Source organism: Undibacterium sp. 5I1, assembly GCF_034314085.1.
Taxonomy (GTDB): Bacteria; Pseudomonadota; Gammaproteobacteria; order Burkholderiales; family Burkholderiaceae_D; genus Undibacterium.
In genome coordinates this window covers 264806-290987 of sequence record NZ_JAVIWI010000001.1, presented here as the reverse complement: position 1 = coordinate 290987, position 26182 = coordinate 264806, and the positions used below count along the sequence as shown (strand labels likewise).

Below are 26182 nucleotides of genomic sequence, written 5' to 3'. Positions count from 1 at the left end.
AACAAACTGAAACAAGAAATGCGTATGTTCAAGTTGCGTAGATTGCTTAGCAAAGGTTCACAATCGCAAAAGAATAAAGTACAGTCTGCGTTCGATCGCTGTTCATCAAGAAGAAACGTATGAGCCTGAAATCAACTGAACTGCTGCGCCCGGTAAAAGTAACGGTAAAGCGCGGTGCTATACCAACTGACGAAAAAATCTATAACTCTGTACTAAAAGCCGTCATGAGTCAGCGCTTGCCGCCGGGTACAAAGATGACTGAAACCAGTCTTTGTGAACTTTTTTCTGTCAGCAGAACGGTGGTAAGAAAAGCGCTACAACGACTAGCGCATGACCATATTCTTGAGATGCGACCCAACCGGGGCGCCATCGTGGCGCAGCCAACTCATCAGGAAACTCGCGACATCTTCGCCGCTCGCAGAGCAATAGAGGCAGCGATTGTGCCCCTGGCGATTAACCGTGCGACACCTTTGCAAATAGCCAGATTAAGACAATTAATTATCGACGAACATCATGCTTATCACACACAAGACTACCCAAAGTGGATACGTCTTGGAGGCGATTTTCACGTCTTGCTAGCGGAAGTCGCCGGTAACACTGTGCTAATCCGTTTTTTGCAAGAACTGGTTTCTCGCTGTTCGCTAATTATTGCGTTATACCAATCGCCAGAGACGAATACCTGCCCTAACGATGAGCATAGTCGTTTGATTGATGCGATTGCCGCAGGTGACGTGACGCTGGCATGCCAGTTAATGGATCAGCATTTGTTAGATATAGAGAATGCTCTACAACTCAAAGATGAGGAGCCAGAAATTAACTTAGCCGAAATATTGGAAATCAGCTGATGGTTCGCTAAATGATCACTTAAAAATTGAAACCACTTAGATCACTTTCTGTTGTGTCTTATATTTATTTAGTCCTGATCGAACACTTATCTGCATCCAGAGAGATCTTTGAACAATTGTATACAATTGTTTTTTCCATAAAATCATTCTTCTTCAAGAATATTTTCTCTTTGCACCAAAATCAAACAATAAGTAAGCCTTACTTGGTCTAAATTGATGCGGACTCTAATTATCTGAATGCCTGAATCGATAAAATTTTAGATTTAAGTGAAGAAAATTTAGCAAGCCAAATGTAGTTTGGCGAATAAAAATACAACTAACTTGTATACATTTTTTAGTTTTCATTTATTTTCCTCCCCAATTCTGGCATGCTATTTGCCTATATAAAATTAACTTGTGGTTGCACAATAAAAAGCGCGAAACGAGTAAAAAAGTTTTTTTACTTATAAAAAAGTGAGGGTTGGGAAATGAGCAAGAAATCGAAAACTTTGCGTCGGTTAAACCGAACGCGCGGAATGATGTTGACACTAGTCGCATTGCCGTTTGGTTGTGCAATGGCACAAACAGCGGTGCCAGCAGACCCAGTGAAGGCACCAGGACAATTAGAAATTGTTACCGTAACTGCCGAGCGTCGCCAAGAAAATATGAAAGATGTTCCAAGCTCCATCTCGCAATTGCGTGGAGAAAAATTGGACGTTCTGACATCTGGTGGCGGCGATATTCGCTTGTTGGCAGCTAAAGTGCCAAGTTTGAATATTGAGTCATCTAATGGCCGCACTTTCCCACGTTTTTATATCCGTGGTTATGGTAATACCGATTTCAGTACATTCGCTTCCCAGCCAGTTTCTTTGATTTACGACGACATCGTGCAAGAAAATGCTGACTTAAAAGGCTTCCCGATTTTTGATCTGGCCGGCGTTGAAGTTTTGCGCGGGCCACAAGGTACTTTGTTTGGACGTAACACACCAGCCGGTGTAGTTAAGTTTGACTCAGCCAAACCAATCCTGAACCGCACTGAAGGCTACTACAGCGTATCTGAAGCTACCTACAACACGGTCAACGTTGAAGGCGCCGTCAATGCGCCAATCAACAAAGAATGGGCAATGCGTTTTTCGATGTTAGGTCAACATCGTGACAATTTTGTGGATAACACATTCACTGGTCAAAAGAAATCTCTGGAAGGTTATAACGAGAACGCAGAACGTCTTCAGTTTTTGTATGCCCCTAACACGACCTTCAATGCACTGTTCAATATTCATGCCCGCGATACTGATGGCAGTGCCCGCTTATTCCGCGCCAATATCATCAAAAAAGGTAGCAACGATCTGGTCGATGGTTTTGACCCAGACAAGATTGCTACTAACGGCAAAAACTACCAAACTTTGCGCACCAACGGCGCGAGTGCACGTTTAACCTGGAATCTGGACGGCATCAAACTGTTCTCCATCACGGGTTATGAAGCTATTGGCAGCTATTTCAGCCGTGGCGACATTGACGGTGGTAATCCAACTGGACCTGGTTTCATTCCTTTCCAATCAGAGACTGGTGGCGGCATCCGCAATCATCGCCAACTCACGCAGGAGTTCCGCGCAGAATCTAAGAATGTCGGCCCTCTGAACTGGCAAGCAGGTTTGTACTACTTTAATGAAGGTACAACCGGTTTCAGTAACGGCTATAACAGTACGACTGGTGCTCAAACTAGCGCCGTTAATAGCCGCCAGGAAAATGATGCATGGGCGATGTTTGGCTCACTCAATTACGATTTGACAGACCAGATCAAATTACGTGGCGGCTTACGCTACACCGAAGATAAAAAATATTTCAATGCCAATGTAGTAGGTTCAATAGGACCTAGTGCAGTGCAAGAATCTGCTTCCAAAGTAAGCTGGGATGCAAGTGCAGCCTATGCATTGAATAAAGATATCAATCTATATACCCGTATCGCCACTGGCTTTAGAGCACCGAGTATTGCAGCACCGTCGACGACAGTACCAATCACCGTTGCCAACGCAGAAACCATCTTATCTGCCGAAGTTGGTATCAAGGCAGATCTGTTTAACCGCCGCGCGCGTGTTAATGCCAGTATCTATGATTTTGATATCAAAAATCAACAGTTGACTGCAGTCGGTGGGCAATCAAATACCACCATGTTGCTGAACGCAGCCAAAACAGTGGGGCATGGTGTGGAAGTTGATTTTGAAGCCTTGCTGACAGATAGATTGCGTGCAACTCTGGGGGGTAGCTACAACTTTACAGAAATTCAAGATCCAAATCTGGCCGTCGCTAAATGTGCTGCGTGTACGATTACCGATCCAATCAATTCAGCTAATCGTGTCTTGATTAACGGAAATCCTTTGCCACAAGCACCAAAATGGATTGCTAATGCAACACTGCGCTATGGCATCCCGATGAGTGACGATAGTGAGTTGTTTTTCTATACCGACTGGTCTTATCGCAGCAAAATCAACTTCTTCCTTTATGAAGCCAAAGAATTCACTGGCAAACCATTGGTCGAAGGCGGCTTACGCGTTGGATATAGCTGGAAAGACGGCAAATATGAAGTAGCCGCTTATTCCCGCAATATCACCAACACAGTACGTGTAACCGGCGGTATTGACTTCAATAACCTGACTGGCTTTATCAACGAACCACGCATCTTTGGTGTCCAGTTCAAGGGTAATTTCTAATAGAAAATTGCGTCATACTGCATAACTGATTGCATGTATGGCGCATCTTTTTCAATAGAAAACTGATATTTTATTTTTGATTATGTTGGGAGAAGCGGTAACGCTCCCAGCATTACTCTGAGCTAGTAAGCACTGCCCTCTCAAGCACTTCAACTCCCTGCATCAAACAACGATATTTTTGGTACACGTAGCTACCAACGCACCATATCTGGTCTGACTTCTGATATTTATTCGAGCCTCAACACATGATTGGCGCACCGGCAAGGTGGACTATTCTTTTGGTAATTGAAAAAATATCGATTTAATATACTCCCTCCTATTTTTACGTAATATCGCTTATTGTCCAATGATTCTATGGACAAATAAATATACTAATTAGGGGTATCTATAACTGTCGTGATTAATGGTCTAGCTTTAATGAGATAAATATCAGCTATCTTGCCCATAAATAGAATTTTAAGATCATCGACAGTACAAAATAAAAGCCCTTGATTCTCACGAGGAAAATCAAGGGCTTGCTACATAGAACGATCTAGTGCAACAAAGCACTGGATGAGTTTTACATATTTTCGATCATTACATCGCCAAAGCCGGAGCAAGATACTTGTGTTGCGCCTTCCATCAAACGTGCGAAATCGTAAGTAACTTTCTTCACAGTGATCGCTTTTTCTGTAGCGCTGATCAACAGATCCGCCGCTTCAGCCCAACCCATGTGACGCAACATCATTTCTGCGGACAAGATCAATGAACCTGGGTTCACATAATCTTTACCGGCATACTTAGGCGCTGTACCGTGAGTGGCCTCAAACATCGCGATAGAGTCAGATAAATTAGCGCCTGGAGCAATACCGATACCACCAACTTGTGCAGCTAATGCATCAGAGATGTAATCGCCGTTCAGATTCAATGTTGCGATCACACTGTACTCCGCCGGACGCAACAAGATTTGCTGCAAGAACGCATCAGCGATGGAATCCTTGACGATAATATCTTTACCCGTTTTTGGATTCTTGAACTTACACCATGGACCGCCATCGATCAATTCTGCGCCGAATTCTTTTTGTGCCAAAGCATAAGCCCAATCACGGAAGCCACCTTCGGTGTACTTCATGATGTTGCCTTTGTGGACGATCGTTACGGATGGCTTGTCGTTGTCGATCGCGTACTGGATCGCTTTACGTACCAAACGCTCAGTACCTTGACGGGATACTGGTTTAACGCCAATACCTGAGGTATCTGGGAAACGGATTTTTTTAACGCCCATTTCGTCTTGCAAAAACTTGATCAGTTTTTTAACTTGATCAGAGCCTTCTTGGAATTCAATACCCGCATAGATATCTTCCGAGTTTTCGCGGAAGATCACCATGTCAGTTTTTTCTGGCTCACGCACTGGGGATGGCACGCCTTTGAAGTAGCGAACCGGGCGCAAGCAGACATATAAATCTAACTCTTGACGCAGCGCCACGTTCAGGGAACGGATACCGCCGCCAACTGGTGTAGTCAATGGGCCTTTGATAGAAACGACATAGTCTTTCAAGACTTTTAGGGTTTCTTCTGGCAACCAGACATCAGGACCGTATACTTTTGTCGATTTTTCACCAGCGTAGATTTCCATCCAGCTAATCTTACGCTTGCCGCCGTAAGCTTTAGCTACAGCAGCATCCACCACTTTGATCATGACAGGGCTGATATCTACACCAGTGCCATCACCTTCAATGAACGGAATAATTGGATTATCTGGAACGTTTAACGAGAAATCAGCATTGACGGTAATTTGCTTACCTTCGGCAGGAACTTTAATATGTTGATACATCTTTTTCTCCGTAGATTGGGGCGATTAAGCGGATCGCGCTTCGCTCGTAACAAGCCTTGTTGGCCGAATATACATATTCAAGTAAATACAAATATAAAAATGCAAATAAATTTATTCTAAATTTACTCCGAATGTACTCTGAATGTACTCTTATATAAGACACAAGACTACCATTTCGTATTATGCACTAGTATTTTACTAGATGCCATCACTTTGCAATACTAGGCATACGCAGATTATCATAGCGCCATGAAACTGATATTACTCAATAAACCTTACGACGTGATGTGCCAGTTCTCGGCGCATCCAACGCGCCAGACATTAGCCGACTATGTCGATGTACCGAATGTCTACCCTGCTGGACGCCTTGACGCAGATAGCGAGGGGCTTGTATTGCTTACCGATAACGGGAAGTTACAACATTCGATTAGCCATCCAGATTTAAAACAGGCTAAAACTTACTTGGTCCAGGTCGAAGGTCAGCCGTCACCAGAATCATTGACGAAGTTAAGAAATCCCCTGGATTTAGGCGATTTTGTCACCAAGCCATGTCAAGTTAAGCATATTTATGAACCAGACTGGCTATGGGATCGCACCCCGCCAATACGATATAGGGAGGATAAGCCTACGAGCTGGCTCAGCATAAGCTTAACGGAGGGGAAAAATCGGCAAGTGCGACGCATGACAGCCGCAGTTGGTCTGCCAACTTTAAGATTAATACGCAGTGGAATTGCCAATTTCACACTAGAAAGTCACGCACTAATGCCAGGCTCATGGCAAGAAGTCAGTGCAGAATGGCTGGCGCGCATAAAATCAGGAAATCTTGGAAATCGTAGCTAAAGAATGAGATTTTAAGGACGCAAAAAAACCGCAATAATTTATTGCGGTTTTTTATTCATTACTGACTTTATAATTAACTCGTTAATATTATCAAAGACAATACCAAAAAACCAATTATCGCTTAAATATTAAGCAGACAAAGCCTTCAAAGCGGAAGCCAAACGGCTTTTATGACGAGCTGCTTTGTTTTTGTGAATGATTTTTTTATCTGCGATGCGATCAATCGTCGAAACGGAAGTTTGGAAGATTGTAGTTGCAACAGCTTTATCACCTGCTTCAATCGCTTTACGAACAGCTTTGATTGCTGTGCGCAGCGTCGAGCGCAGGCTGGAGTTGTGTGCGTTTTGTTTTACTGCTTGACGAGCGCGCTTGCGTGCTTGTGCGGTATTTGCCATGAGATTTCCTAAACGTGGTCGAGAGCGACGGGTTCAAAGTGAACTCACAAATTTCCACGCCGCATAATTCTGTACAGCTTTGCAGTGTAACTGTTTTTTCAAAAGTTGGCAAGCATCTCACTGGATTGACCTGAATTCCCTGCATTTTTGCTGATAGTTAATAGAAACAATAACAAACAATGAAAGAATTGTTGTATTCATCCCCAAAGTGTCGTTCTGTATCTGGGAATCATCACAAAATATTGACACACTAAGCACCTAAGCTCACTTATTTATTTGAAGGACTTCTTATGCAATGCACGCCCATCACACTTCAAGGTCGCCATGTTAGCTTAGAACCATTGCATCAAGAACATTTTGCTGAGATTCAGGCGGCAGCGGCTGACGGTGAATTATGGAAGCTATTTTTCACCTCGGTACCTAGCCCAGAAAACACGCAAAACTGGCTTGATCTTGCGTTAGAAATGCAAGATCAAAAAAAGGCAATTCCTTTTGTGATCAGGGAAAAACAGACTGGCCAGATCGTCGGTTCTACACGTTACTGCAATATCGATCATAATAATAAACGCTTAGAAATCGGTTACACCTGGTACGCCAAGCGAGTGCAAAGAAGCGCGATCAATACCGAGTGCAAGTTGCTATTGCTGTCACATGCGTTTGACATGCTTGAGTGTATCGCCGTTGAGTTTCGCACGGACTGGTTTAACCGTCGCTCGCAAGCAGCAATTGAGCGTCTAGGGGCGAAACGAGACGGCGTATTACGTAACCACACGATTTTGCCAGATGGACGGATTCGCGACACGGTGGTGTATAGCATCCTGCAAAACGAATGGGCTGGCGTAAAACAGAATTTGCAGTACATGCATGAAAAATATCAGGGCGGTAGTTAACTAATTTAATTAATACGCCGATTGCAGTAAACCTAAACCAAGATTTGCAGGAGCCAGCCGTGCTGATTGATTTTTTTTACACTCTTAAAGATGCAAAAATTCCTGTTTCGATCAAGGAATTTCTGACGCTGCTCGAAGCGCTGGACAAAGGATTGATTAGCATGTCGATGGATGATTTTTATTTTCTGTCCCGCACGATTATGGTTAAAGACGAAGCGTATTACGACAAGTTCGACAAAGCCTTCGGTCTTTACTTTAAAGGAATAGAAACGATTTTTGAAAAGAATCCTGAAATTCCTCTGGAATGGTTAGCCAAGCGCATGGAGCGCGAACTAACGGATGAGCAAAAAGCAGCGCTAGAAAAATTTGGCTACGACAAGCTGATGGATCGCTTGCAAGAATTACTCAAAGAACAAAAAGAACGCCACGAAGGCGGCAATAAATGGATAGGTACTGGCGGCACATCACCGTTTGGTAATGGCGGACAAAATCCAGAAGGCATACGCATCGGCGGCAAAGGCGGCAACCGCACTGCCGTCAAAGTATGGGAAGCGCGCGCCTTCCGCGATTACGATGATGAGCGCGAACTCGGCACACGTAATATCAAAATCGCCCTGCGTCGTTTGCGCAAATTTGCCCGTCACGGAGCAGAAGATGAGTTAGCACTGGACGCGACAATCAAAGCAACTGCCAACAATGCCGGCTACCTAGATATAAAAATGCAACCGGAGCGAAAAAACAATATCAAGGTTTTGATGTTGCTGGATGTCGGTGGCACGATGGACGACCACATTGCAAGGACCGAAGAGTTATTTTCAGCCGCAAAAACAGAATTTAAAAATATGGAATTCTTTTATTTCCATAACTGCGTCTACGATCATTTATGGAAAAACAATCGCCGTCGTCATGCAGAAAAATTTCCTACATGGGATGTCTTACGTAAATATACGCCAGATACGAAAGTGATTTTTGTTGGCGACGCCACCATGAGCCCGTATGAAATTTTACAGGCTGGTGGTTCCGTCGAATATAACAATGAAGAAGCGGGAGCAGCGTGGCTACAACGGTTTACTTCGGCTTTTCCGAAGTTCATCTGGCTCAATCCAGAACCAGAGGGATTATGGCAATACCGTCAATCGGTGTCCATCATTAAGCAAATTATGAACAACCGCATGTTCCCAGTCACCATCGAGGGACTGGAACGCGGCATGCGCTTATTGAGTAAATAAATAAGTGAATCAATAACGAATTAGCACGAGCTGGGAAGGACGAAACTTCCGAAACGATAGGCGAAATCGCCGAAGCTCACCGAACCTAGTAGGTCAACCATTATTGGTCAGCTTAAGTGAGCTGCAAAAATTTCTGTATCGTTGATAAAACCAGTTTGCGCGACAAAGGCTTATTTAAAAACCCATCGCAACTCACGCTTTGCGCAAACTCCTGGTTATACACAAACGTCTTATCGATCAAAAACATCACATTCGTTTTTCGGTGTTCATTTTGACTTTTGAGTGACCGACATAAACCATACGGATCAATATCCGGCGTCGATGTATTAATCATGGTCAATCCATATTGATATTGCGCATCCAAGCTTAAAGCTGTCTCCGCATCATTACTCATACCCACAGGAATGTTATATCGCTCCATAATTGCCGCAACATAATCTCTGAAACGCATGTCCTTATCAATAATCAAAATGCCGCCCCGTGGGGTCGCGGAGTTGCGCATTTTTTGATATACCGACGCATCGGTCAAATCAAAATCTAATCGTTCACGACGACGACGTTCGGGTATCGCCACGTCGCCATAGGCACTTAAAGTTGTCAACAACAACTGGCGCTCATCCACTAATTCATCGAGCACATCAAATAATTTACGCCAGCGAATCGGACGTGGCATGACTGCGTAAGGCAAGCTCACCTTAGTTTTACCAATTAACAAAACGGGTTGCGCGTGGCCGGGGTTGATATCAGACAGTGTTGCCAATGCTTTCATATCTTCGGCATTAACAATAAAAAGATCGGGGTCTTGCAGGCTGCCATCTCTTAAGCACAGATAGCTATAGCCCTTCTCGCGCATCACCGCAAGAACGGTAGAAAACGTGTCGTTTTCTTTAGGAGTAAATCCAATCAGTCGGATTGCGATTGTTGGGTTTTTTTCTGACATCGTTTATCCATCAACACATAACAGCTACAATGGTCGCAAATTACTTGCAAAGAAATTGTAAAAAAATTGCAAAAAAACTGAAAATAAGATCGCAGCAAAAAAGTCCCTGAGCTAAGTTAAGCTATCCTCAGCTATGATCGCATCATTCATTACCCGTTACTATTGGATAGCGATCTTATTGCTCTGATGATTGGCTCTGATGACTTTCTACCAAGCCTATTTAAAATGATTGCCAGAATACAGGCAAACCTTGCCAGCAAACAAAAATTTTGTGGAATAATTTGTCTACATGGTACCTAATTAGTACCTAATTTCCAACATCAGCGACAACCAACACGTATTTATTGCATGGCCACTAAAAAAAATACCACACCATCCGACTACAGCGAATCATCCATCCGTGTCCTTAAAGGGCTGGAACCGGTCAAACAAAGACCGGGCATGTACACCCGCACTGAAAATCCACTGCATATTATTCAAGAGGTGATCGACAATGCCTCGGATGAAGCCTTGGGCGGTCACTGTAAAAATATTGTTGTCACCCTCAATGCAGATAACAGCGTAACGGTGGAAGACGATGGGCGTGGCATTCCAGTTGGTATGCATCCGGAAGAACACGTTCCTACCGTAGAAATCGTCTTTACGCGCTTACACGCTGGCGGCAAATTCGATAAAGGCTCGGGCGGTGCGTATGCGTTTTCTGGTGGTCTGCATGGGGTTGGTGTATCAGTCACCAATGCATTATCGACACGACTGGAAATCACGGTCTGGCGTGAAGCAGGTGTGCATAAGCTAACCTTTGCCAACGGCGATGTGATTGAACCTTTGACGTCGCAAGCACTGGCACGTGGTGAGAAGAAAAACGGCACCAGAGTGTCAATCTGGCCAGACGTAAAGTATTTTGATTCGCCGACGATTTCTGCGACTGAATTAACCAGACTGTTGCGATCTAAAGCAGTCTTGTTGCCCGGCGTCAAAGTGACGTTGATCAATGCCAAAACTGGCGACACTCAAACCTGGCAATACGATCAAGGTTTGCGTGGCTATTTAACCGAGGCCTTGGCGCAATCATCCCATGGCGAGCCATTAATACCGCTGTTTGAAGGCGAACAATACGCCATTGGCGAGAGCGATGGCTTTGCAGAAGGTGAAGGCGCGGCATGGGTGGTCGCATGGACAGAAGAAGGCGCAGTCGTGCGCGAGTCTTACGTCAATCTGATCCCTACGCCAGCAGGCGGTACGCATGAATCCGGTTTGCGTGAAGGTTTGTTTGGCGCAGTCAAGAGCTTTGCCGAAATGCATTCTCTGCTACCCAAAGGCGTTAAATTATTGCCAGAAGACGTGTTTGCACGCGTCTCATTTGTGTTGTCCACTAAAGTGCTTGATCCGCAATTCCAAGGTCAGATTAAAGAACGCCTGAACTCCCGTGATGCGGTTCGGCTGGTGTCCTCCTTCACCAAACCACCACTAGAATTGTGGCTGAACTCACACGTTGATTACGGCAAAAAACTCGCCGAACTGGTGATCAAACAAGCCCAGTCACGCTTGCGCTCAGCTCAAAAAGTGGAGAAGAAAAAATCCTCAGGCGTTGCAGTCTTGCCAGGCAAACTGACCGACTGCGAATCGAGTGACATCGCCCGTAACGAACTGTTTTTGGTTGAAGGTGACTCGGCTGGTGGCTCTGCAAAAATGGGGCGTGATAAAGAATTCCAGGCGATTTTACCTCTGCGCGGTAAAGTTCTTAATTCATGGGAATCCGAACGTGATCGTTTGTTTGCGAACAATGAGATCCACGACATCGCCGTCGCAATCGGTGTTGATCCGCATGGCGTCAACGACAATCCCGATTTAACTAATCTGCGTTACGGCAAGATTTGTATTCTGTCGGATGCGGACGTTGATGGTTCGCACATTCAGGTGTTGTTACTGACCCTATTTTTCAAACACTTCCCAAAATTGATTGCACAAGGTCACGTCTGCATTGCACGCCCGCCGCTGTTCCGGGTGGATGCACCAGCACGTGGTAAAAAGCCGATTCAAAAAATGTATGCACTGGATGCAGGTGAACTGATCGCGATTGAAGACAAGCTGCGCAAAGACGGCGTTAAAGACGGTGCCTGGGCGATTTCACGCTTCAAAGGTCTGGGTGAGATGAATGCCGAACAATTGTGGGAAACCACGATGAACCCGGATACGCGTCGCCTGTTGCCAGTGGCTTTGGGTGAGTTCGATCAAGCCTTCTCCGAAGCTCGTTTCAATATGCTGATGGGCAAAGGCGAAGCCGCCGCTCGTCGCGCCTGGTTGGAAGAACATGGTAACGAAGTAGAAGCAGACATTTAGATTTCCGCCTTACAGGCGGAAAATATACTACCCATAAGTATATTTTTATGTCCATATAATTAATGGACATTAGGCGTGAAATTGGCAGATACTCCCCTATTTTTATAATTTAATCGACAAAATTAAGCACAATGAGCGAACAAGCGAATTTATTTGATCAGGCACCTGATGACGACAAAGGCGGAGGCGATGGCGGAGGCGATGGCGGAGAAACTCTGACGCTGGCCAGCTTCGCCGAACGCGCCTACCTTGACTATGCGATCTCTGTCGTTAAAGGTCGCGCCTTGCCAGATGTGTGTGATGGTCAAAAACCCGTACAGCGGCGGATTTTGTTTTCGATGAACGAACTGGGGCTGAGCTCCACTGCCAAACCGCGTAAGTCGGCAACGGTAGTAGGTGATGTTTTAGGTAAGTTACATCCACACGGCGACCAATCCGTATATGACGCGATGGTGCGTATGGCACAGGATTTTTCGCTACGCTATCCCTTGATCGATGGACAAGGTAACTTCGGCTCACGCGATGGTGATGGTGCTGCGGCGATGCGGTATACCGAGGCACGTCTAACACCAATCTCGCGTTTATTGCTCGATGAGATCGATCTCGGAACCGTGGATTTTCAACCTAACTATGATGGTTCATTTGAAGAACCGAGTTTGTTGCCAGGTCGCCTTCCGTTCGTCTTGTTAAATGGTGCATCCGGTATCGCCGTTGGCATGGCGACGGAGATTCCTTCACATAACCTGACCGAAGTCGCCAAAGCCGCAGTCGCGCTGATACGCAATCCGAACATGCAACATGCTGAGCTAATGAGCATGATTCCGGGTCCGGATTTTCCTAGTGGCGGTCAAATCATTACTCCAGCTGCCGCAATTGCCGATATCTATGCAGCCGGTCGCGGTAGCATGAAAGTACGCGCTTGCTGGAAGATTGAAGAACTGGCTCGTGGTCAATGGCAAGCCGTGATTACCGAATTGCCGCACGGTGTTTCTTCCCAAAAAATTCTGGAAGAAATCGAAGAAATCACCAATCCGAAAATCAAGTTAGGCAAAAAAACGCTGACGCCGGAGCAGGCTTCGCTCAAGCAAGTCGTATTGTCTATGCTCGATGCCGTGCGCGACGAATCCGGCCGGGAGGCTTCGGTACGTCTGGTGCTGGAGCCAAAATCCAAAAATCAGGATCAGGCGGAGTTTATGCAGATGTTGCTGGCGCATACCTCGCTCGAAACATCGACCTCCATCAATCTGGTAATGATCGGCGGCGATGGTCGTCCGCGTCAAAAAGGCTTGCTCGATATTCTCAAGGAGTGGATTACTTTCCGCTTTGCTACAGTCACCCGCCGCACTCAGTTCAAACTGAAAAAGGTCGATGACCGCATCCATATTCTGGAAGGACGGGAAGCCGTTCTGTTAAATATAGACAAGGTCATTAAGATCATCCGCGAATCGGATGAACCTAAACCGGCGTTGATGGATGCCTTCAGGCTATCCGATATCCAAGCGGAGGATATCCTGGAAATACGCCTGCGCCAGCTGGCTCGTTTAGAGGCGATCAAGATTCAGCAACAACTGGAAGAATTGCGCCTGGAAAAAACCGGCTTGCAAGATTTGCTAGACAATCCATCCTCGATGAAAAAATGTATCATCAAAGAAATCGAAGCCGATACCAAACAATATGGTGATACGCGCCGCACTCTGATCGAAGAAGCCGCTCGGGCATCCGCAGAACAGAAAGTCATCGACGAACCTGTCACCGTCGTCATCTCCGAAAAAGGCTGGGTGCGCGCACGCACAGGCCATGGTCATGACAATGCCCAGTTCACGTTTAAAGCGAGTGACAGTCTTTACAATACGTTTGAGTGCCGGACGATCGATCAGTTGCTAGTGTTTGGCTCCAATGGACGGGTTTATTCCGTCCCAGTTGCAGCGCTGCCCGGCGCACGCGGTGATGGTGTGCCGATCACTACATTGATTGATCTTGCGAGCGGTACGAAAATCTTGCACTACTTTGCAGGCACAGCCGATTCAACCCTGTTACTGGCCTCCAGCGCCGGTTATGGATTCACCGCCAAAGCCACTGACATGTTTGGCCGTATGAAGGCCGGCAAAGCCTTTATGACGCTTGACGATGGCGACGAACCATTGAAGCCGACGCTAGTCGCAGAAGAAGCCAGCGCGATTGCCTGTTTATCAGAAAAAGGTCGTTTGCTGGTATTCGGCCTGGCAGAGATCAAGCAACTCACCAGCGGCGGCAGAGGCGTGATTTTAATGGAGTTAGAACCCAAAGAAAAACTATTGGCAGCACAGGCCATCAGCCAAAGAGGTGTTCGCGTTGCCGGCATAGGGCGCGCAGCCAAACCGCAAGAAGTGGTCTTAAGCGCGTCGGCCTTGAGTATCCACATCAACAAACGTGCTCGCAAAGGTAAGGCGCTGGAATCCAAGCTCAAACCAAGTGGGATTTTTAGTGTAGGTTGAGAGAGTAAAGAATAGTTGTATCTGATATTTTAAAAATATTAAATTACATCGTCCAATAAAAATGCGGCTTACCAAAGGAAAATGCTTGGTAAGCCGCATTTTTATTGGACAATACTAAAAGGAACTTCTGAAGGGAAATCTAAAGAAATTTATAAAATGACTTAAACAGAGGATTACATTTTAAGTAGTTATCGCGGAGCGCGGCATTGCGATCACCCTCACCCTCGATCCCTCTCCCGCATGCAGGAGAGGGACGCTTGAAAGGCTTTAGATTGGGGACAACGAGGGAATTTGAATTTGAATTTGAATTTGAATTTGAATTTGAATTTGAATTTGAATTTGAATTTGAATTTGAATTTGAATTTGAATTTGAATTTGAATTTGAATTTGAATTTGAATTTGAATTTGAATTTGCTATTGATTTTGGCTTGAAGTTCCGCTTTGGCGCTGCCGTTTGTAGAAGGCAAAAATGGATAAGAAAGGTTCGTTGTCTGAGCTAAGCGAGTTTCGAACTTTTCCCATTTTTGTCTTCTACAAACGGGAACCCCGAAGGGGCAGCGACTTCGAGGTCGCCTTCTTTTGCTTACTTTTCTTGGCGAAGCAAGAAAAGTGAGTAGCCGCCGGTCTACCACCGGCCTGCAATCTCAAATGAACGGTGTAGGCATGACTGCCTAATACCAGATACTCTCAGACTACGTCAAAAAATTAAATTTTCGCCAACTCAATCTGATTCCGCCCACCCTGCTTAGCCCGATACAACGCCGCATCAGCCACATCAAACAACTCATCAGCATCCGTGGTTAATTCCAGATCAGCCACACCCGCTGAGAACGTAACTGCGAAATCACCTTGCTCTGCATGCTGGTCAATTTTGCCAAAAGCAATCCTAATTTGATCCAATACCCGGCGGGCGACGATTGCGCTGGTGCCCGGGAAAATGATGACGAACTCCTCCCCACCATAACGCCCGACAATATCGCTACGACGCAAGCGCTGCCGCAACAGGCGCGACAAAGTACGCAGCACCTGATCGCCTACCGGATGGCCGTAGGTGTCGTTGACGTGTTTAAAATTATCCAGATCGATCATTGCCAAAGCCAGTGGCGCGCGGTTACGGCTGGCGATGGAAATCTCTGCACCCAGCTCTTCTTTGATGGCAGTATGGTTGTACAAACCCGTCAAGCCGTCACGCATAATCAGAGCGCGTAACAGGCGATACCGCTCTGCCCGGCTAGATAAAGCGGAGACTAAAAATTCTGGCGTAATCGGCTTAGTGAGGAAATCATCCGCACCTGCCTGTACCGCATCTAATTGTTTACCCATGTCGTTTTCGCTGGACAGAAAAACGATGGGAATATCCAAATAAGAATTATCTTGCCGTATCATTTTGGATAATTCCACACCGCTGCAAAGTGGCATGTATACATCCAGCAATAATAGCTCTGGTCTGAAATCCGTCATCACGCCCAAAATCTGGCTAGGGTCGTTAAGCAAGCGCACGCTCATCCCGGCATTGCGCAAAACTGCACTGTAATACTCGGCAGTAACAACATCATCATCAATAATCAGTACGCGGTAGCCTTTGGGCTCTTCGCGTCCGACCAAAGCATCGATTCTTTCGCTCAGGGCGACGATATCGACGGGCTTAGTGAAGTAACCATCACCGCCGGCGCGCACGGCTTGCAGGCGGTTTTCAAAACTACTGGATTGAGATACAAAGATGGTAGGAATACTTAAACGGCCAAGACGTTTGATGCGGACGATTTCTTCTGCACCGGCGGTTTTTCCATCTTCAGAGCCAAGTTCGATGACCACGATGTCGGGTCGCCTGGTGGCGATGGATACCGCCAGCGATTTTAGCTGGTCTATGAGTACCACCTCGTACCCAAATTGTTCTAGCTGAACCAAAATAGATTGGGTAATTTCATTGTCATCATCGACCAGATAAATCAGACGAGAGCCATCTTTGTCGCTATTTTTTTCCAAATAATCAACAACTTGTACCGTAGCGCCTTTACTTTTGGCATTAAGCAGAGCAGTAACAAAATACTCTCTTAGTTCAGAGGCATAGGTATCTAAATCTTCCTGTGACCAGACACCCTCTGCAAACAGCGGCTTAAGTCGCATTTCAAATTCACGTGCTTGCAAACCCATTTCGGCAAAGCCGAAGGTACCGGCCGACCCTGCCATGGTGTGCAGCAGCCGGTGCAATACCGTCAGCACCTCTTTATCTTCTGGCGTTGCTAAAAAATGGGCGAGTGCTTCCTCCATCTCTTGCATCTTCAAAGGCAATTTTTCTAAAAACAGATTTTCTAGTGCTCGCAGTTTTTCCTGGAGACTATCATTTTTTTCTGCCATTTAATTTCCTTTGCCACCACTGTTTGAATTATTCCACAGAGCGCGCACTTGCTCCGATAATTCCATAGGATCAAAAGGTTTGGCAATGACGCCGATAGCGCCTAAAGATTTATAGTAATCAAGCTCAACCGTTTGCACTTTGGCCGTCATAAAAATAACCGGTGTCTGGGAGGTAGAAGCAAGCTTACGTAATTCGGCCAATGTGGTTGGTCCATCCATACTTGGCATCATTACGTCAAGCAACAGCAAGTCTGGTATAGCGCCCGTCTCTATTGCCTGCAACGCTGCGCTGCCGGAGCTGCAAGTAATCAGGCTAAAGCTACCGACAACTTCCAGCGCGATTTGGGCTACCGTTTGGATGTCCTGGTCGTCCTCGACGTACAGTATTTTATTCAGAGGTTTTTCACTCATCGCAATTCCTTTTGCTTTTTATAGCGAAAAAATCGTTACCACCATGAAATTAAAGTTCTGACTAAAAATCCTACTGCGTATGTCGCTTTTCATCCATAGCGGCGCAAGGCTAAAAATAGCAATTCTATTTAATCCAAGCTTACCAGAAGTATTATAAAAATTGCTCAAGAGTTGCGTTGCCGAAACGCCTGAATGTAACTCAAGGCAACTTAATACAACTTATTGCAACTGAATGCAACTGGCCAAGCCTAAGTAAGGCTTAATGCAATTGATTGAATAACAGGTAATTCAAAGAAAAACTCAGTTGGCTCATTCGGCTTGCTATAAAAATCAATCCGTCCCTGATGAGCTTCGATAATCGTTTTACAAATACTTAAGCCCAAACCTGTACCGCCTTTTTGCCTGGTATTTGAAGAATCTGCTTGGGCAAACTTTTCAAAAATATGTCCCTTAAATGCCTCTGGCACGCCTTTACCGTTATCTATTACCGATAACCTCAGGCTCGCTGGATTGGCTGGGATAGTTGGGTCGACAGAATCCGCCAATAACGCCTGCAAGCGTATCGTTACGACGCCACCTTTAGGAGAGAATTTACAGGCATTAGATAACAAATTGATCATCACTTGCAATAGTCTGTCGGCATCAACCAGCACTGTCATGGGCGTCTGCTCAGACTGCAACTCTAACTTTACCTGATACAACTCGGCATAGGCCTGGGTTGCTGCAATGGCGTTGGCGACCAGTTCTTGCATGACATGCGGACGCAGATCAAATGTCATATTCCCAGATTCCATTTTAGCAATGTCGAGAATATCGTTGATCAGCCTTACCAATCGCTCACAATTATTTTTAGCAATCTCAAACAAGTCATGTGCGCGGGGCGATATTTCCATCAATTTGCCAGAAGACAGCAAGCCAAGCGACCCACGAATAGAAGTCAGCGGTGTCCGCAACTCATGCGATACGGTGGAAATGAATTCGTTCTTCATTTTATCCATCCGTTTTTGCTCAGACAGATCGTAGGCAATCCCTAAAAAACCAACGATCGTATCTTGTTTATTTTGATGCTTATTTTGATGCTCACTTAGGCTCAGGTTTTGGTATGAGTTGACGTTTGAGGTAATGTTTGGGTTGATGTTAGCGTCACTATTTTGGTCGCCAAAAAGTGCTGCAAGCGATAACATGACGGGCAAACGTGACCCATCTTTGCGGATATACGTCCACTCCTGATGATCGTAACCACCTTGTCTGACCTTCGCTGCAAATGCCTCAAAGCCTGGGGCGATGGTTTGATTTAATTCCAGGCTAGACTGCGCCGCTTTGGCGATGATCTCATTCATATCATGGAAGATTGCCGGACTATGAATGCCAACCACCTCCTCTGCGGAATAGCCTAATATTTTCTCCGCACCGGCACTAAACATCTGAATAGTGCCTTCCGTGTCGGTGGCAATAATCGAGAAGTTAGCCACATCCAAAATCGCATTATGCAAGGCGCTGGCATTGCTTAAACGCAGATTCAGTGACTCTAATAAGCTTTGATTTTCTATTAATGCTTGCTCATTGCGCCGGGCTTGAGTAATGTCGGACGCGACTATGCACAAACCATATATTTTGCCGTCACGATCAAGCAAAGGTGAGCGTACTGAATGGAAATGGACATCTCCATCGGATGAAGGAAAAATACTATCTATCGCCAGCGACTCTGCACTCTGGAACACCAACAAATCCTCTTCCCGCGCTTTTTTGGCGAACTCAGAAGGATAAATATCTTCCATCGTTTTTCCCAAAATATCGATGCCAGACATTTTGATCAGCTCTTCGTATTTCCGGTTCACAAACAAGTAACGACTGTTCAGATCACGTACCGCAATCAGAGAACTGGTGCTATTCATCACTGATAATAAAAGGTCTTCACCTACCCTCATTTTTTGCTCGGACGCCAGACGTTGACTGATATCAATGCCAATCACGCAGACGCCATAAATCTCACCGCTGCTGCGGTACAAAGGGGTGCGAATTATCTGATAAATATGCTCGCCATCTTCTTGCGCGACGACGGATTGCGACTCCAGAACGCTACCCGATTCGATCACTTTACGATCTGCGTTGTGGCTAATCTTGGCCGCATCAGTCGGGAATAAATCAAACACAGTCTTGCCGATTAAATCTTTGCCTAAACGTTGATGAACCAGTTCATACTCTTTATTGACGAATAAATAGCGCCCATGATTATCACGCACCGACAAGGTAGAACTCATGCTGTCCATCACCGACTGCAATAAGCTGAACTCATGATCTTGTTGTCGTTTTAGCTGGGCTAGATCCAGCGCGTTCATCTCCGACTCGACCATCGCGGCTAAGTCTTTCAACATCTGCTTATCGCTAGTACCAAGTTGACGTGCCTGGCGATCAATCACACAGAGTGTCCCAATCTTATGTCCACCCGGCCCTTTAATTGGCATCCCCGCATAAAAACGGATATGCGGCTCGCCAGTGACTAAAGGATTATCGGCAAAGCGCGGATCTAGCAAGGCGTTTTCGACCACAAAAACTGACTCTTGCAAAATAGCATGCCCGCAAAAAGAGATATTGCGCGGGGTCTCTGTAGCGTCCAGTCCTTGCGACGACTTAAACCATTGCCGCTGATAATCGACCAGAGAAATCAGCACAATCGGCGCATCAAAATGACACTGAGTTATTCGGGTAATACGATCAAACCGCTCTTCTGCAGGCGTGTCTAATACTTCTAACGAGTGTAGATCCGCAAGGCGCTGCTCTTCATCCGCTGCTAGCGTAGCTTCTAACATAGTGCTCCGTTCTGATTAAAGATCCAGCACTGCGCTTGGTCACAATGGGTTTGGTGCGATCAGGGCATTACGATTAACAATCAGCGATTAAGATTAAATTCATATACTCCCCCTGATTTTTAATAAAATCGCCTTATTGAGCAACAATTATATGGACAATAAAATATACCCAGTGGGAGTATAAGTTATTATATTGGCGACCACATAAACTATTTGCCGTACAAAAGCCGTACTGTTTAAACGCCGTATTCAGTTCACCGTCTTACTCTCACTTATCCGCAATAAGAAGAAGGTACTGCTATTTAACAGAAAAATCTACCCGATTTGGCAGACCTTTATCTTTAATCCCATCTGCCGTCAATTTTGGCGCAATCAAAAACAGTCGCTCTTTGGCAATACCGCCTGTTTGCTCCAAATAATCCCTTACCACATCGGCTCTGCGTTGGGCTAACTGACGCAGATTTTCAGGTGTGACCGGCGTGTTAGCAAGGATCAAACGCTCGGCCTCTTCTGGTGGCAAAGTTTTGGCAATGCCGATCACATTACGCGGCTTGCTAAATTTTTCAGCTTTATAAACGTCTTCGATATAAGTTTTTTTATCACCTTCATCCAAACTGATTTGCTCCAGACTCAATTGAGGATTTTTCTTTTGCAAGCTAGCGAGTTTTGCTTGCTTGATTTTTTTCTCCAGACTGGCGCGGCGCAAGCCCTCTGTATCGGTTTGCGTATCGGCTCTACCAAGAATATCCATACGCAAACTGGTGCGGTTGCTGAGCGCTTTGGCTAGGTTGTCCAACTTAGCGCTGGTGTCCGGTGTCAAGATCGCCAGCCCCGGCGTAAACTCGGCATAGGATAATTCCTCTCCGCCACCAAACGCCTGCCCCAACAAGGCAAACGGAGATGTCACTGCCTTGGTAATTAAGTTGACGAAGACTTTCCAAATAATCCCGCCGACTGAAAATTGCGGATCAGATAAAGAGCCAGAGATTGGTAAATTGATCGCAATTTTTCCATCGTTATCACGCAACAAGGCCAGTGCCAGTTGTACCGGCAAGCGCGTGGCATTGGGACTATCAATTCTTTCGCCAAAAGTGAGCTGATCTAAACGCACGTCGTTTTGCGCTTGCAATTGCTGATTCTCTACCCGATACGACACCTGCACCGACAACTTGCCTTTATCAATTGCGTAACCTGCATATTTTGCAGCATAGGGTGTCAGGCGCGTCAGCTCCATCCCGTTGGCGCTGCCTTTAATATCCAAAAAAATCGGTGAGGATAAAGGATTGAGCGTGCCAGAAATCACTAACGGCGCATCATTATCAATCTTGCCATTCAACTCAATTGTGGCGGGCTGCGTGCTGTCAGACGCAATCGCACCTATCGTGCCACTAACGCCAGTTAAATTAGCGCTGTAATTGGGACGGACAAAATTATCTGTGAAGTTGACATTGCCGCCGCGCAGGACGGTTTGACTAATCCGGATCACTAGCGGATTAGTTTGCTTGACTGGCGGTGCTATCGGTGTAGAAACGATGACTGGCGTGGTCGCCGAGACTGACGCGGCAGGTACGATAGATACGGTACCGGAGGTAGCGGAGGTGGTGGCAGCGTCAGCAGAGTTGACTGAATTTGCCGTGTCAGTTGAATTGACATCTGCCTTCTTGATTTCGACAATCTTGTTCGCATCCGTTGTGCCGTCAGCAGATTTGTTGACGGTAATATTTTGCAGATTCAGTTTGCCTTTATCAGACAAAACTACCCTGGCATAAAAATCCGTCAAGCTCAATTTCCTCAACAATATCGTAGGTTTATTACCACCTAATTTTGCGTTAATACCGTCCAGGTCGATTGATTTCCATTCTAAAAAATCGTCGCTGGCACCACTTTCCAGCATATGGAAATCACTGAATTTTAAATTACCGTCATAACTTATTTTTGGTGCTTGTCCTTTGTCACTCAGGATCACTAGCTTGCCTTTAGCGCTGGCGTCACCACGACTTAAAGTGACATTTAACTCGCGCGCAAAGTAAGGGTATAGAGCAGCAACTGGCAAGGTCTGGGCATCAATTAATGCCGTGATATTTTTTAAGCCAGCACTGGCATCGGCGCTCAGGCTTAATTTACCTTTGCGATTAATCGTCGTTTTTAATTTAAAGCTCGCCGTCTGGAAGGCGTTGTCCACGACTGAACCGTCCAATAGATTACTGCTGAGATTACTAGCGACCAGACTGATGCCATCCAGCGTCACGTTCACACTAGGATAAAGCGACTGATCATCAAAGCGCACACTACTATCGTTGACAGAAAAATTGTGCAGATTGACGCGCCATGCATTCGATTCTGGAACAGTGGCGGGATTGCTGGCGCTAGCGTTGTTAAACTTGGCAGCACCAGCCAACTTTACTGCTTCTACATTGATACTAACTTTATCTTGAGTAGCTTGATGTTTTGCACTCTGCTCACTTTGTCCATTCCGCGCTATCAAAAATTTTTGCAGATTTAATGTTGCGGTCTGATCTTTTTGGACATCGGCTTGCAGACCTGTCATTTCTAAACTACTCGCGTTAACTACCTTGGTCGCAGTATCAAGTTCTAGCTTGCTCAGTGCTAAAGATTTGATTGCAATACCGCCCTCAGTTTTCGCTTTTGACTGGATGGAAAAATCTGCTAATTGCAAATTTAAATCTGCTATTTTTACTTGCCCGTCCTGGCTATGGATATGCGACTGCGCCGCTAACTTGCCTGCCAGCGTGGCAGCTAATACAGGATTAAACAATGGCTGATAAGTAGCCAGTGACAAACCGTTCAGACTCACATTGCCATCCACCATCCCGCTGGCGACGCTGAATTGCCCTTCAAATTTACTTTGTGCATCTTGCTCGGTAGCGATACTGATTAAAACGCTGGCTGGCTTGGCCGCAACATCGGTACTCAATTGTTTAATATTGAGGGCGATATCTTTTAAATTAATTGGTGTAACTGGTGACGAATGCAAGGCGTCACTAAAATGGATTTGCCCTTTGCTGAGCACAATAGAATTTAAGGCAATGATTGCTTTACTCTTGGAATCTGATGTGACCGCGGTAATCGTATTAGCAGCGTTAGCGGAGTTAACGGCATTAACAACTGGAGCAGAATTTTTTATCGGATCACTTGCCAGCGTAGACTTTGCCTGATCCGTAGCGGGGGTTGGAGTAAGAGCGGGACTACTCAGTTTGGCCCAGTTGAGCTGGCCTTTTTTGTCTAGATCCAGCCAAACTTCTGGTGCCTCTATGCTTAACTGATCTAAGCTCGCTGCACCGCTAATCAGATTAATTTGTTTGATCTGCGCCGTAATCACATCGGTCAGCAACAACGGGGTATCGGCATTATCTCTGAGGTCTATTTTATGCAATTGCAGCTGACCAGATAACAGCAACTCTGCTTGGTTTTTCTTACGGCTAAAAGTCAGATCCAGCTTGGTAGATAATTGCGCGCTTTGTATTTTTAATGGCAAAGGGACTGGAATATAAGCAACATAGGCAGGTACATTCAGGCGATCAATATCAATCGCTAAAGTCGTGTCCAAGCTATCCACAAACGGCTTACTACGCGCCTTTAAATCGAATGGTGTGCCATTGATTTTGGCGGACAACATCGGCTGTATGAAGCTATTTACTTCTTTTGGGAAGTTGGATAAAAACGGTACTGCAATTTGCAGCTCGTCTATTTTTATGTGCTTCCCCAGTACTTTATCGTCAAAAACAATACTGCCATTTTGCAATTGCAAGTTCGCCAGAGAAAAACGAAAAGGCGCATCGCTTTTGGGTTGCGCCGCCAGTTTATCGAGGATGTCAGAAAAATTATAGCGACCATAAGCATCCGCGCTGGTGCGTACTACATGGACTTGCGGTGCGGTTAGTCTGACCTCATCGATCACCAAAGCCCGATGCCAGGCAGAACTCAATGAGAGATTAAGTACCAGAGTTTTTAAAGACAGTGCCGGGCTGCGCTGATCTGGCTCGTACAAGCTGATATCGTTAGCCGTGAGCGCGAGAGTAAAGGGGGAGAAACGAATCTCGCCAATCGCTAGCTTGCGACCTAACTGCTGCTGAACTTGCTCGACCGCGACTCGCTTTGCATAAACCGGTAGCAGCAGCCAACTCAACAAGATGATCAGTGCTAGCAAGCCCACCAGACTGATGATGATTTTACCGATACGCCCTTGCCAAGTTTTTTTGAGATGCGCCTGCAATGTCACTTTGGCTGATAAGGTCACGGTCGTTCCTTTAAATTGAATCTAATGCCATAGTTTAACTAACGATCTGCTCTCCAGCAAACACAATCCCCACACAAGGATTGCCACCGATCGCATAGGCCAGATCACCTGGCCGGTCTATCGCCCACAATGCGAAGTCTGCTGCCTTACCAATTTCTAAGGTGCCGATCTGATCTTGCAAACCCAAAGCGCGGGCGGCATGTTTGGTGACGCCTGCCAATGCCTCCAAAGGCGTTAAGCGGAATAAGGTGCAGGCCATATTCATTGCTAGCAACAAAGAGGTCATTGGTGAGGTACCCGGATTGCAGTCGGTAGAAATGGCAATGGGTACCTGCGCCTCGCGCAAACCAGCGACCGGAGGTAATTTGGTTTCTCGCAAAAAGTAGTAAGCACCGGGTAATAGCACTGCGACTGTGCCATGCTGCGCCATCGCGTTGATGCCCTCTTGCGATAAATATTCCAGATGATCGGCAGACAAGCCTTGATAGCGTGCCGTAAGTGCTGTACCGCCCTGATCTGAGAGCTGCTCGGCATGCAATTTGACTGGCAATCCATGGCGCTGTGCCGCTTGAAATACTTTTTCAGTCTGCGCTGGCGAGAAGCCAATTTTTTCACAAAACGCATCAACTGCATCGACCAGACCTTCTGCCACTAGCGCTGGTAGCATCTGATTGCAAACCAGATCCAGATAATCGTCGGCGCGACCTGCATATTCCGGAGGCAAAGCATGCGCTCCGAGAAAAGTCGTTTTGATCCGTACCGGAAAATCTTGTGCGAATTGTCTGGCAACCCGCAACATCTTGGCCTCTGTTTCAACATCCAGACCGTAGCCCGATTTGATCTCCAGTGTAGTGACGCCTTCTTTTAATAAATTGCGTACTCTGGGCAAACTGGCTTGCATTAGCTGCTCTGGACTGGCGGCACGGGTCGCGCGCACCGTGGAAAGAATACCGCCACCTTGTCTGGCGATATCTTCATAGGCGACGCCGTTTAAACGCGCCTCAAATTCATCGCTGCGATTGCCTGCATAGACGATGTGGGTATGACAATCAATCAGACCAGGTGTCAGCCAGCAGCCTTGTCCATCGTGTGACATGCTCGCTTGGGAATTCGCTTGAAAATCAGCAAGCAAATCAGCAGATAAATCGATACGTTTACCTAGCCAGACAATCTTGCCATCCTTCGCCACAATTGCAGCGTCGCGGATTTCGCCATAACCATCCTGCATTGTCGCCAGATGAACATTGGTCCAGAGAGTCAGCATGGTTTAGATCCCAGCATGATTTAAAAAACTAATACGCATCAGATATAACACGCTACTCTCATGTGCCTGCACGATCAATCTAACACCGGCGTGTTCATGATCTTCTTCCAGCAAAATTAAATCTGCTTCGCTGACGTCCATCACTTTATTCAAGACTGCCTGTCCTTTTGCGCAATAAATCAATACTTGTTGCGCATTTTGTGCGGCGACAAAATGTTCACCCGCTTCCAGACGCTGCATAAAATGGGTGCAAACACCCCGCCGTGTCATCAGATTAAGATCCCAAACTGGACCATCAAGTAAATCGGCACGGATCGATGTCTCGCCAGAAAATTGATGTGGCATGCTGCTGCGGTTAAGCGTGATGCTGGAGGGCGTATCCGTACCCTCCTCATCGGCATGCAAGGTCAAGCCCTCTCCTGACAAAATTGCCAATGTACGGTCAATCCTTGGAAAGTGTGAAAACGGGCCACTACTGCTGACCAGCGCGGTGCTGATGCGCCACACAAAATGATCTAGGCTTGCGCCTTCAGGAAAAACTGCCAGCTCAGTCGTGCTGCCTCCACCGTTTTTCCAGGGCATAGTTTTGTAGTCTTGCTGGCTCCATTTACGCATGATGTGTTGGCGT

At 46.1% G+C, this 26182-nt stretch carries 17 protein-coding genes; 8 read left to right on the top strand and 9 right to left on the bottom strand.

All coding sequences use genetic code 11. The features are described 5' to 3' along the window. Window positions 1-119 precede the first annotated feature (119 nt). Both RGU72_RS01230 and RGU72_RS01225 read left to right on the top strand, forming a co-directional pair. Window positions 120-845, top strand: a complete 726-nt coding sequence (locus tag RGU72_RS01230) for a GntR family transcriptional regulator (RefSeq protein WP_322118012.1) — start codon at window positions 120-122, stop codon at window positions 843-845. A 467-nt stretch (window positions 846-1312) separates the two neighbouring features. Further along, window positions 1313-3532, top strand: a complete 2220-nt coding sequence (locus RGU72_RS01225; protein WP_322118011.1) for a TonB-dependent receptor — start codon at window positions 1313-1315, stop codon at window positions 3530-3532. A gap of 559 nt (window positions 3533-4091) precedes the next feature. On the opposite strand, the gene icd is transcribed toward RGU72_RS01225, so the two are convergent. Next, window positions 4092-5345, bottom strand: coding sequence for an NADP-dependent isocitrate dehydrogenase (gene icd, locus RGU72_RS01220; protein WP_322118010.1), 1254 nt, complete (start codon window positions 5343-5345; stop codon window positions 4092-4094). A gap of 249 nt (window positions 5346-5594) precedes the next feature. On the opposite strand from icd, the gene RGU72_RS01215 reads away from it, so the two are divergent. Beyond that, window positions 5595-6185: a pseudouridine synthase gene (locus RGU72_RS01215; RefSeq protein WP_322118009.1), complete on the top strand. Its 591-nt coding sequence runs from the start codon at window positions 5595-5597 to the stop codon at window positions 6183-6185. A 128-nt stretch (window positions 6186-6313) separates the two neighbouring features. On the opposite strand, the gene rpsT is transcribed toward RGU72_RS01215, so the two are convergent. Beyond that, window positions 6314-6580: a 30S ribosomal protein S20 gene (gene rpsT / locus RGU72_RS01210; protein ID WP_322118008.1), complete on the bottom strand. Its 267-nt coding sequence runs from the start codon at window positions 6578-6580 to the stop codon at window positions 6314-6316. A 290-nt stretch (window positions 6581-6870) separates the two neighbouring features. Here rpsT and RGU72_RS01205 point away from each other — a divergent pair, with 290 nt between their 5' ends. Together RGU72_RS01205 and RGU72_RS01200 are read left to right on the top strand one after the other, a co-directional pair. Beyond that, on the top strand, window positions 6871-7470 hold the full coding sequence (locus RGU72_RS01205) for a GNAT family protein (RefSeq protein WP_322118007.1): 600 nt from the start codon (window positions 6871-6873) through the stop codon (window positions 7468-7470). A 59-nt stretch (window positions 7471-7529) separates the two neighbouring features. Continuing rightward, window positions 7530-8699 (top strand): VWA domain-containing protein, encoded by a 1170-nt coding sequence (locus tag RGU72_RS01200; protein WP_322118006.1) that lies wholly within the window; start codon window positions 7530-7532, stop codon window positions 8697-8699. A gap of 112 nt (window positions 8700-8811) precedes the next feature. On the opposite strand, the gene RGU72_RS01195 is transcribed toward RGU72_RS01200, so the two are convergent. Next, the gene (locus RGU72_RS01195) at window positions 8812-9639 is read right to left on the bottom strand and encodes a response regulator (RefSeq protein WP_322118005.1); all 828 of its coding nucleotides are present in this window, start codon (window positions 9637-9639) and stop codon (window positions 8812-8814) included. A 348-nt stretch (window positions 9640-9987) separates the two neighbouring features. Here RGU72_RS01195 and RGU72_RS01190 point away from each other — a divergent pair, with 348 nt between their 5' ends. The 3 genes from RGU72_RS01190 to RGU72_RS01180 all read left to right on the top strand — a co-directional run bounded on the left by RGU72_RS01190 (window position 9988) and on the right by RGU72_RS01180 (window position 14953). Further along, a complete protein-coding gene (locus RGU72_RS01190; RefSeq protein ID WP_322118004.1) occupies window positions 9988-11979 on the top strand; it encodes a DNA topoisomerase IV subunit B in 1992 nt (663 codons plus the stop codon). Window positions 11980-12110: 131 nt separating this feature from the next. Further along, window positions 12111-14453, top strand: a complete 2343-nt coding sequence (gene parC, locus RGU72_RS01185) for a DNA topoisomerase IV subunit A (protein WP_322118003.1) — start codon at window positions 12111-12113, stop codon at window positions 14451-14453. Between the two features lie 206 nt (window positions 14454-14659). Next, window positions 14660-14953 (top strand): hypothetical protein, encoded by a 294-nt coding sequence (locus RGU72_RS01180; protein ID WP_322118002.1) that lies wholly within the window; start codon window positions 14660-14662, stop codon window positions 14951-14953. Window positions 14954-15158: 205 nt separating this feature from the next. Here RGU72_RS01180 and RGU72_RS01175 read toward each other — a convergent pair whose 3' ends face one another. The 6 genes from RGU72_RS01175 to RGU72_RS01150 all read right to left on the bottom strand — a co-directional run bounded on the left by RGU72_RS01175 (window position 15159) and on the right by RGU72_RS01150 (window position 26169). Beyond that, complete coding sequence (locus tag RGU72_RS01175) at window positions 15159-16811, bottom strand: diguanylate cyclase (RefSeq protein ID WP_322118001.1); 1653 nt, start codon at window positions 16809-16811, stop codon at window positions 15159-15161. After that, window positions 16812-17222 (bottom strand): response regulator, encoded by a 411-nt coding sequence (locus RGU72_RS01170; protein WP_322118000.1) that lies wholly within the window; start codon window positions 17220-17222, stop codon window positions 16812-16814. A gap of 248 nt (window positions 17223-17470) precedes the next feature. Continuing rightward, entirely contained in the window at window positions 17471-20032 is a 2562-nt protein-coding gene (locus RGU72_RS01165; RefSeq protein WP_322117999.1) for a PAS domain-containing protein, read from the bottom strand. Window positions 20033-20330: 298 nt separating this feature from the next. Next, the gene (locus RGU72_RS01160; RefSeq protein WP_322117998.1) at window positions 20331-24290 is read right to left on the bottom strand and encodes a DUF748 domain-containing protein; all 3960 of its coding nucleotides are present in this window, start codon (window positions 24288-24290) and stop codon (window positions 20331-20333) included. Window positions 24291-24324: 34 nt separating this feature from the next. Further along, window positions 24325-25554 (bottom strand): imidazolonepropionase, encoded by a 1230-nt coding sequence (gene hutI / locus RGU72_RS01155; RefSeq protein WP_322117997.1) that lies wholly within the window; start codon window positions 25552-25554, stop codon window positions 24325-24327. 3 nt (window positions 25555-25557) lie between these two features. Next, window positions 25558-26169, bottom strand: coding sequence for a HutD family protein (locus RGU72_RS01150; RefSeq protein ID WP_322117996.1), 612 nt, complete (start codon window positions 26167-26169; stop codon window positions 25558-25560). Between the last annotated feature and the right edge of the window lie 13 nt (window positions 26170-26182).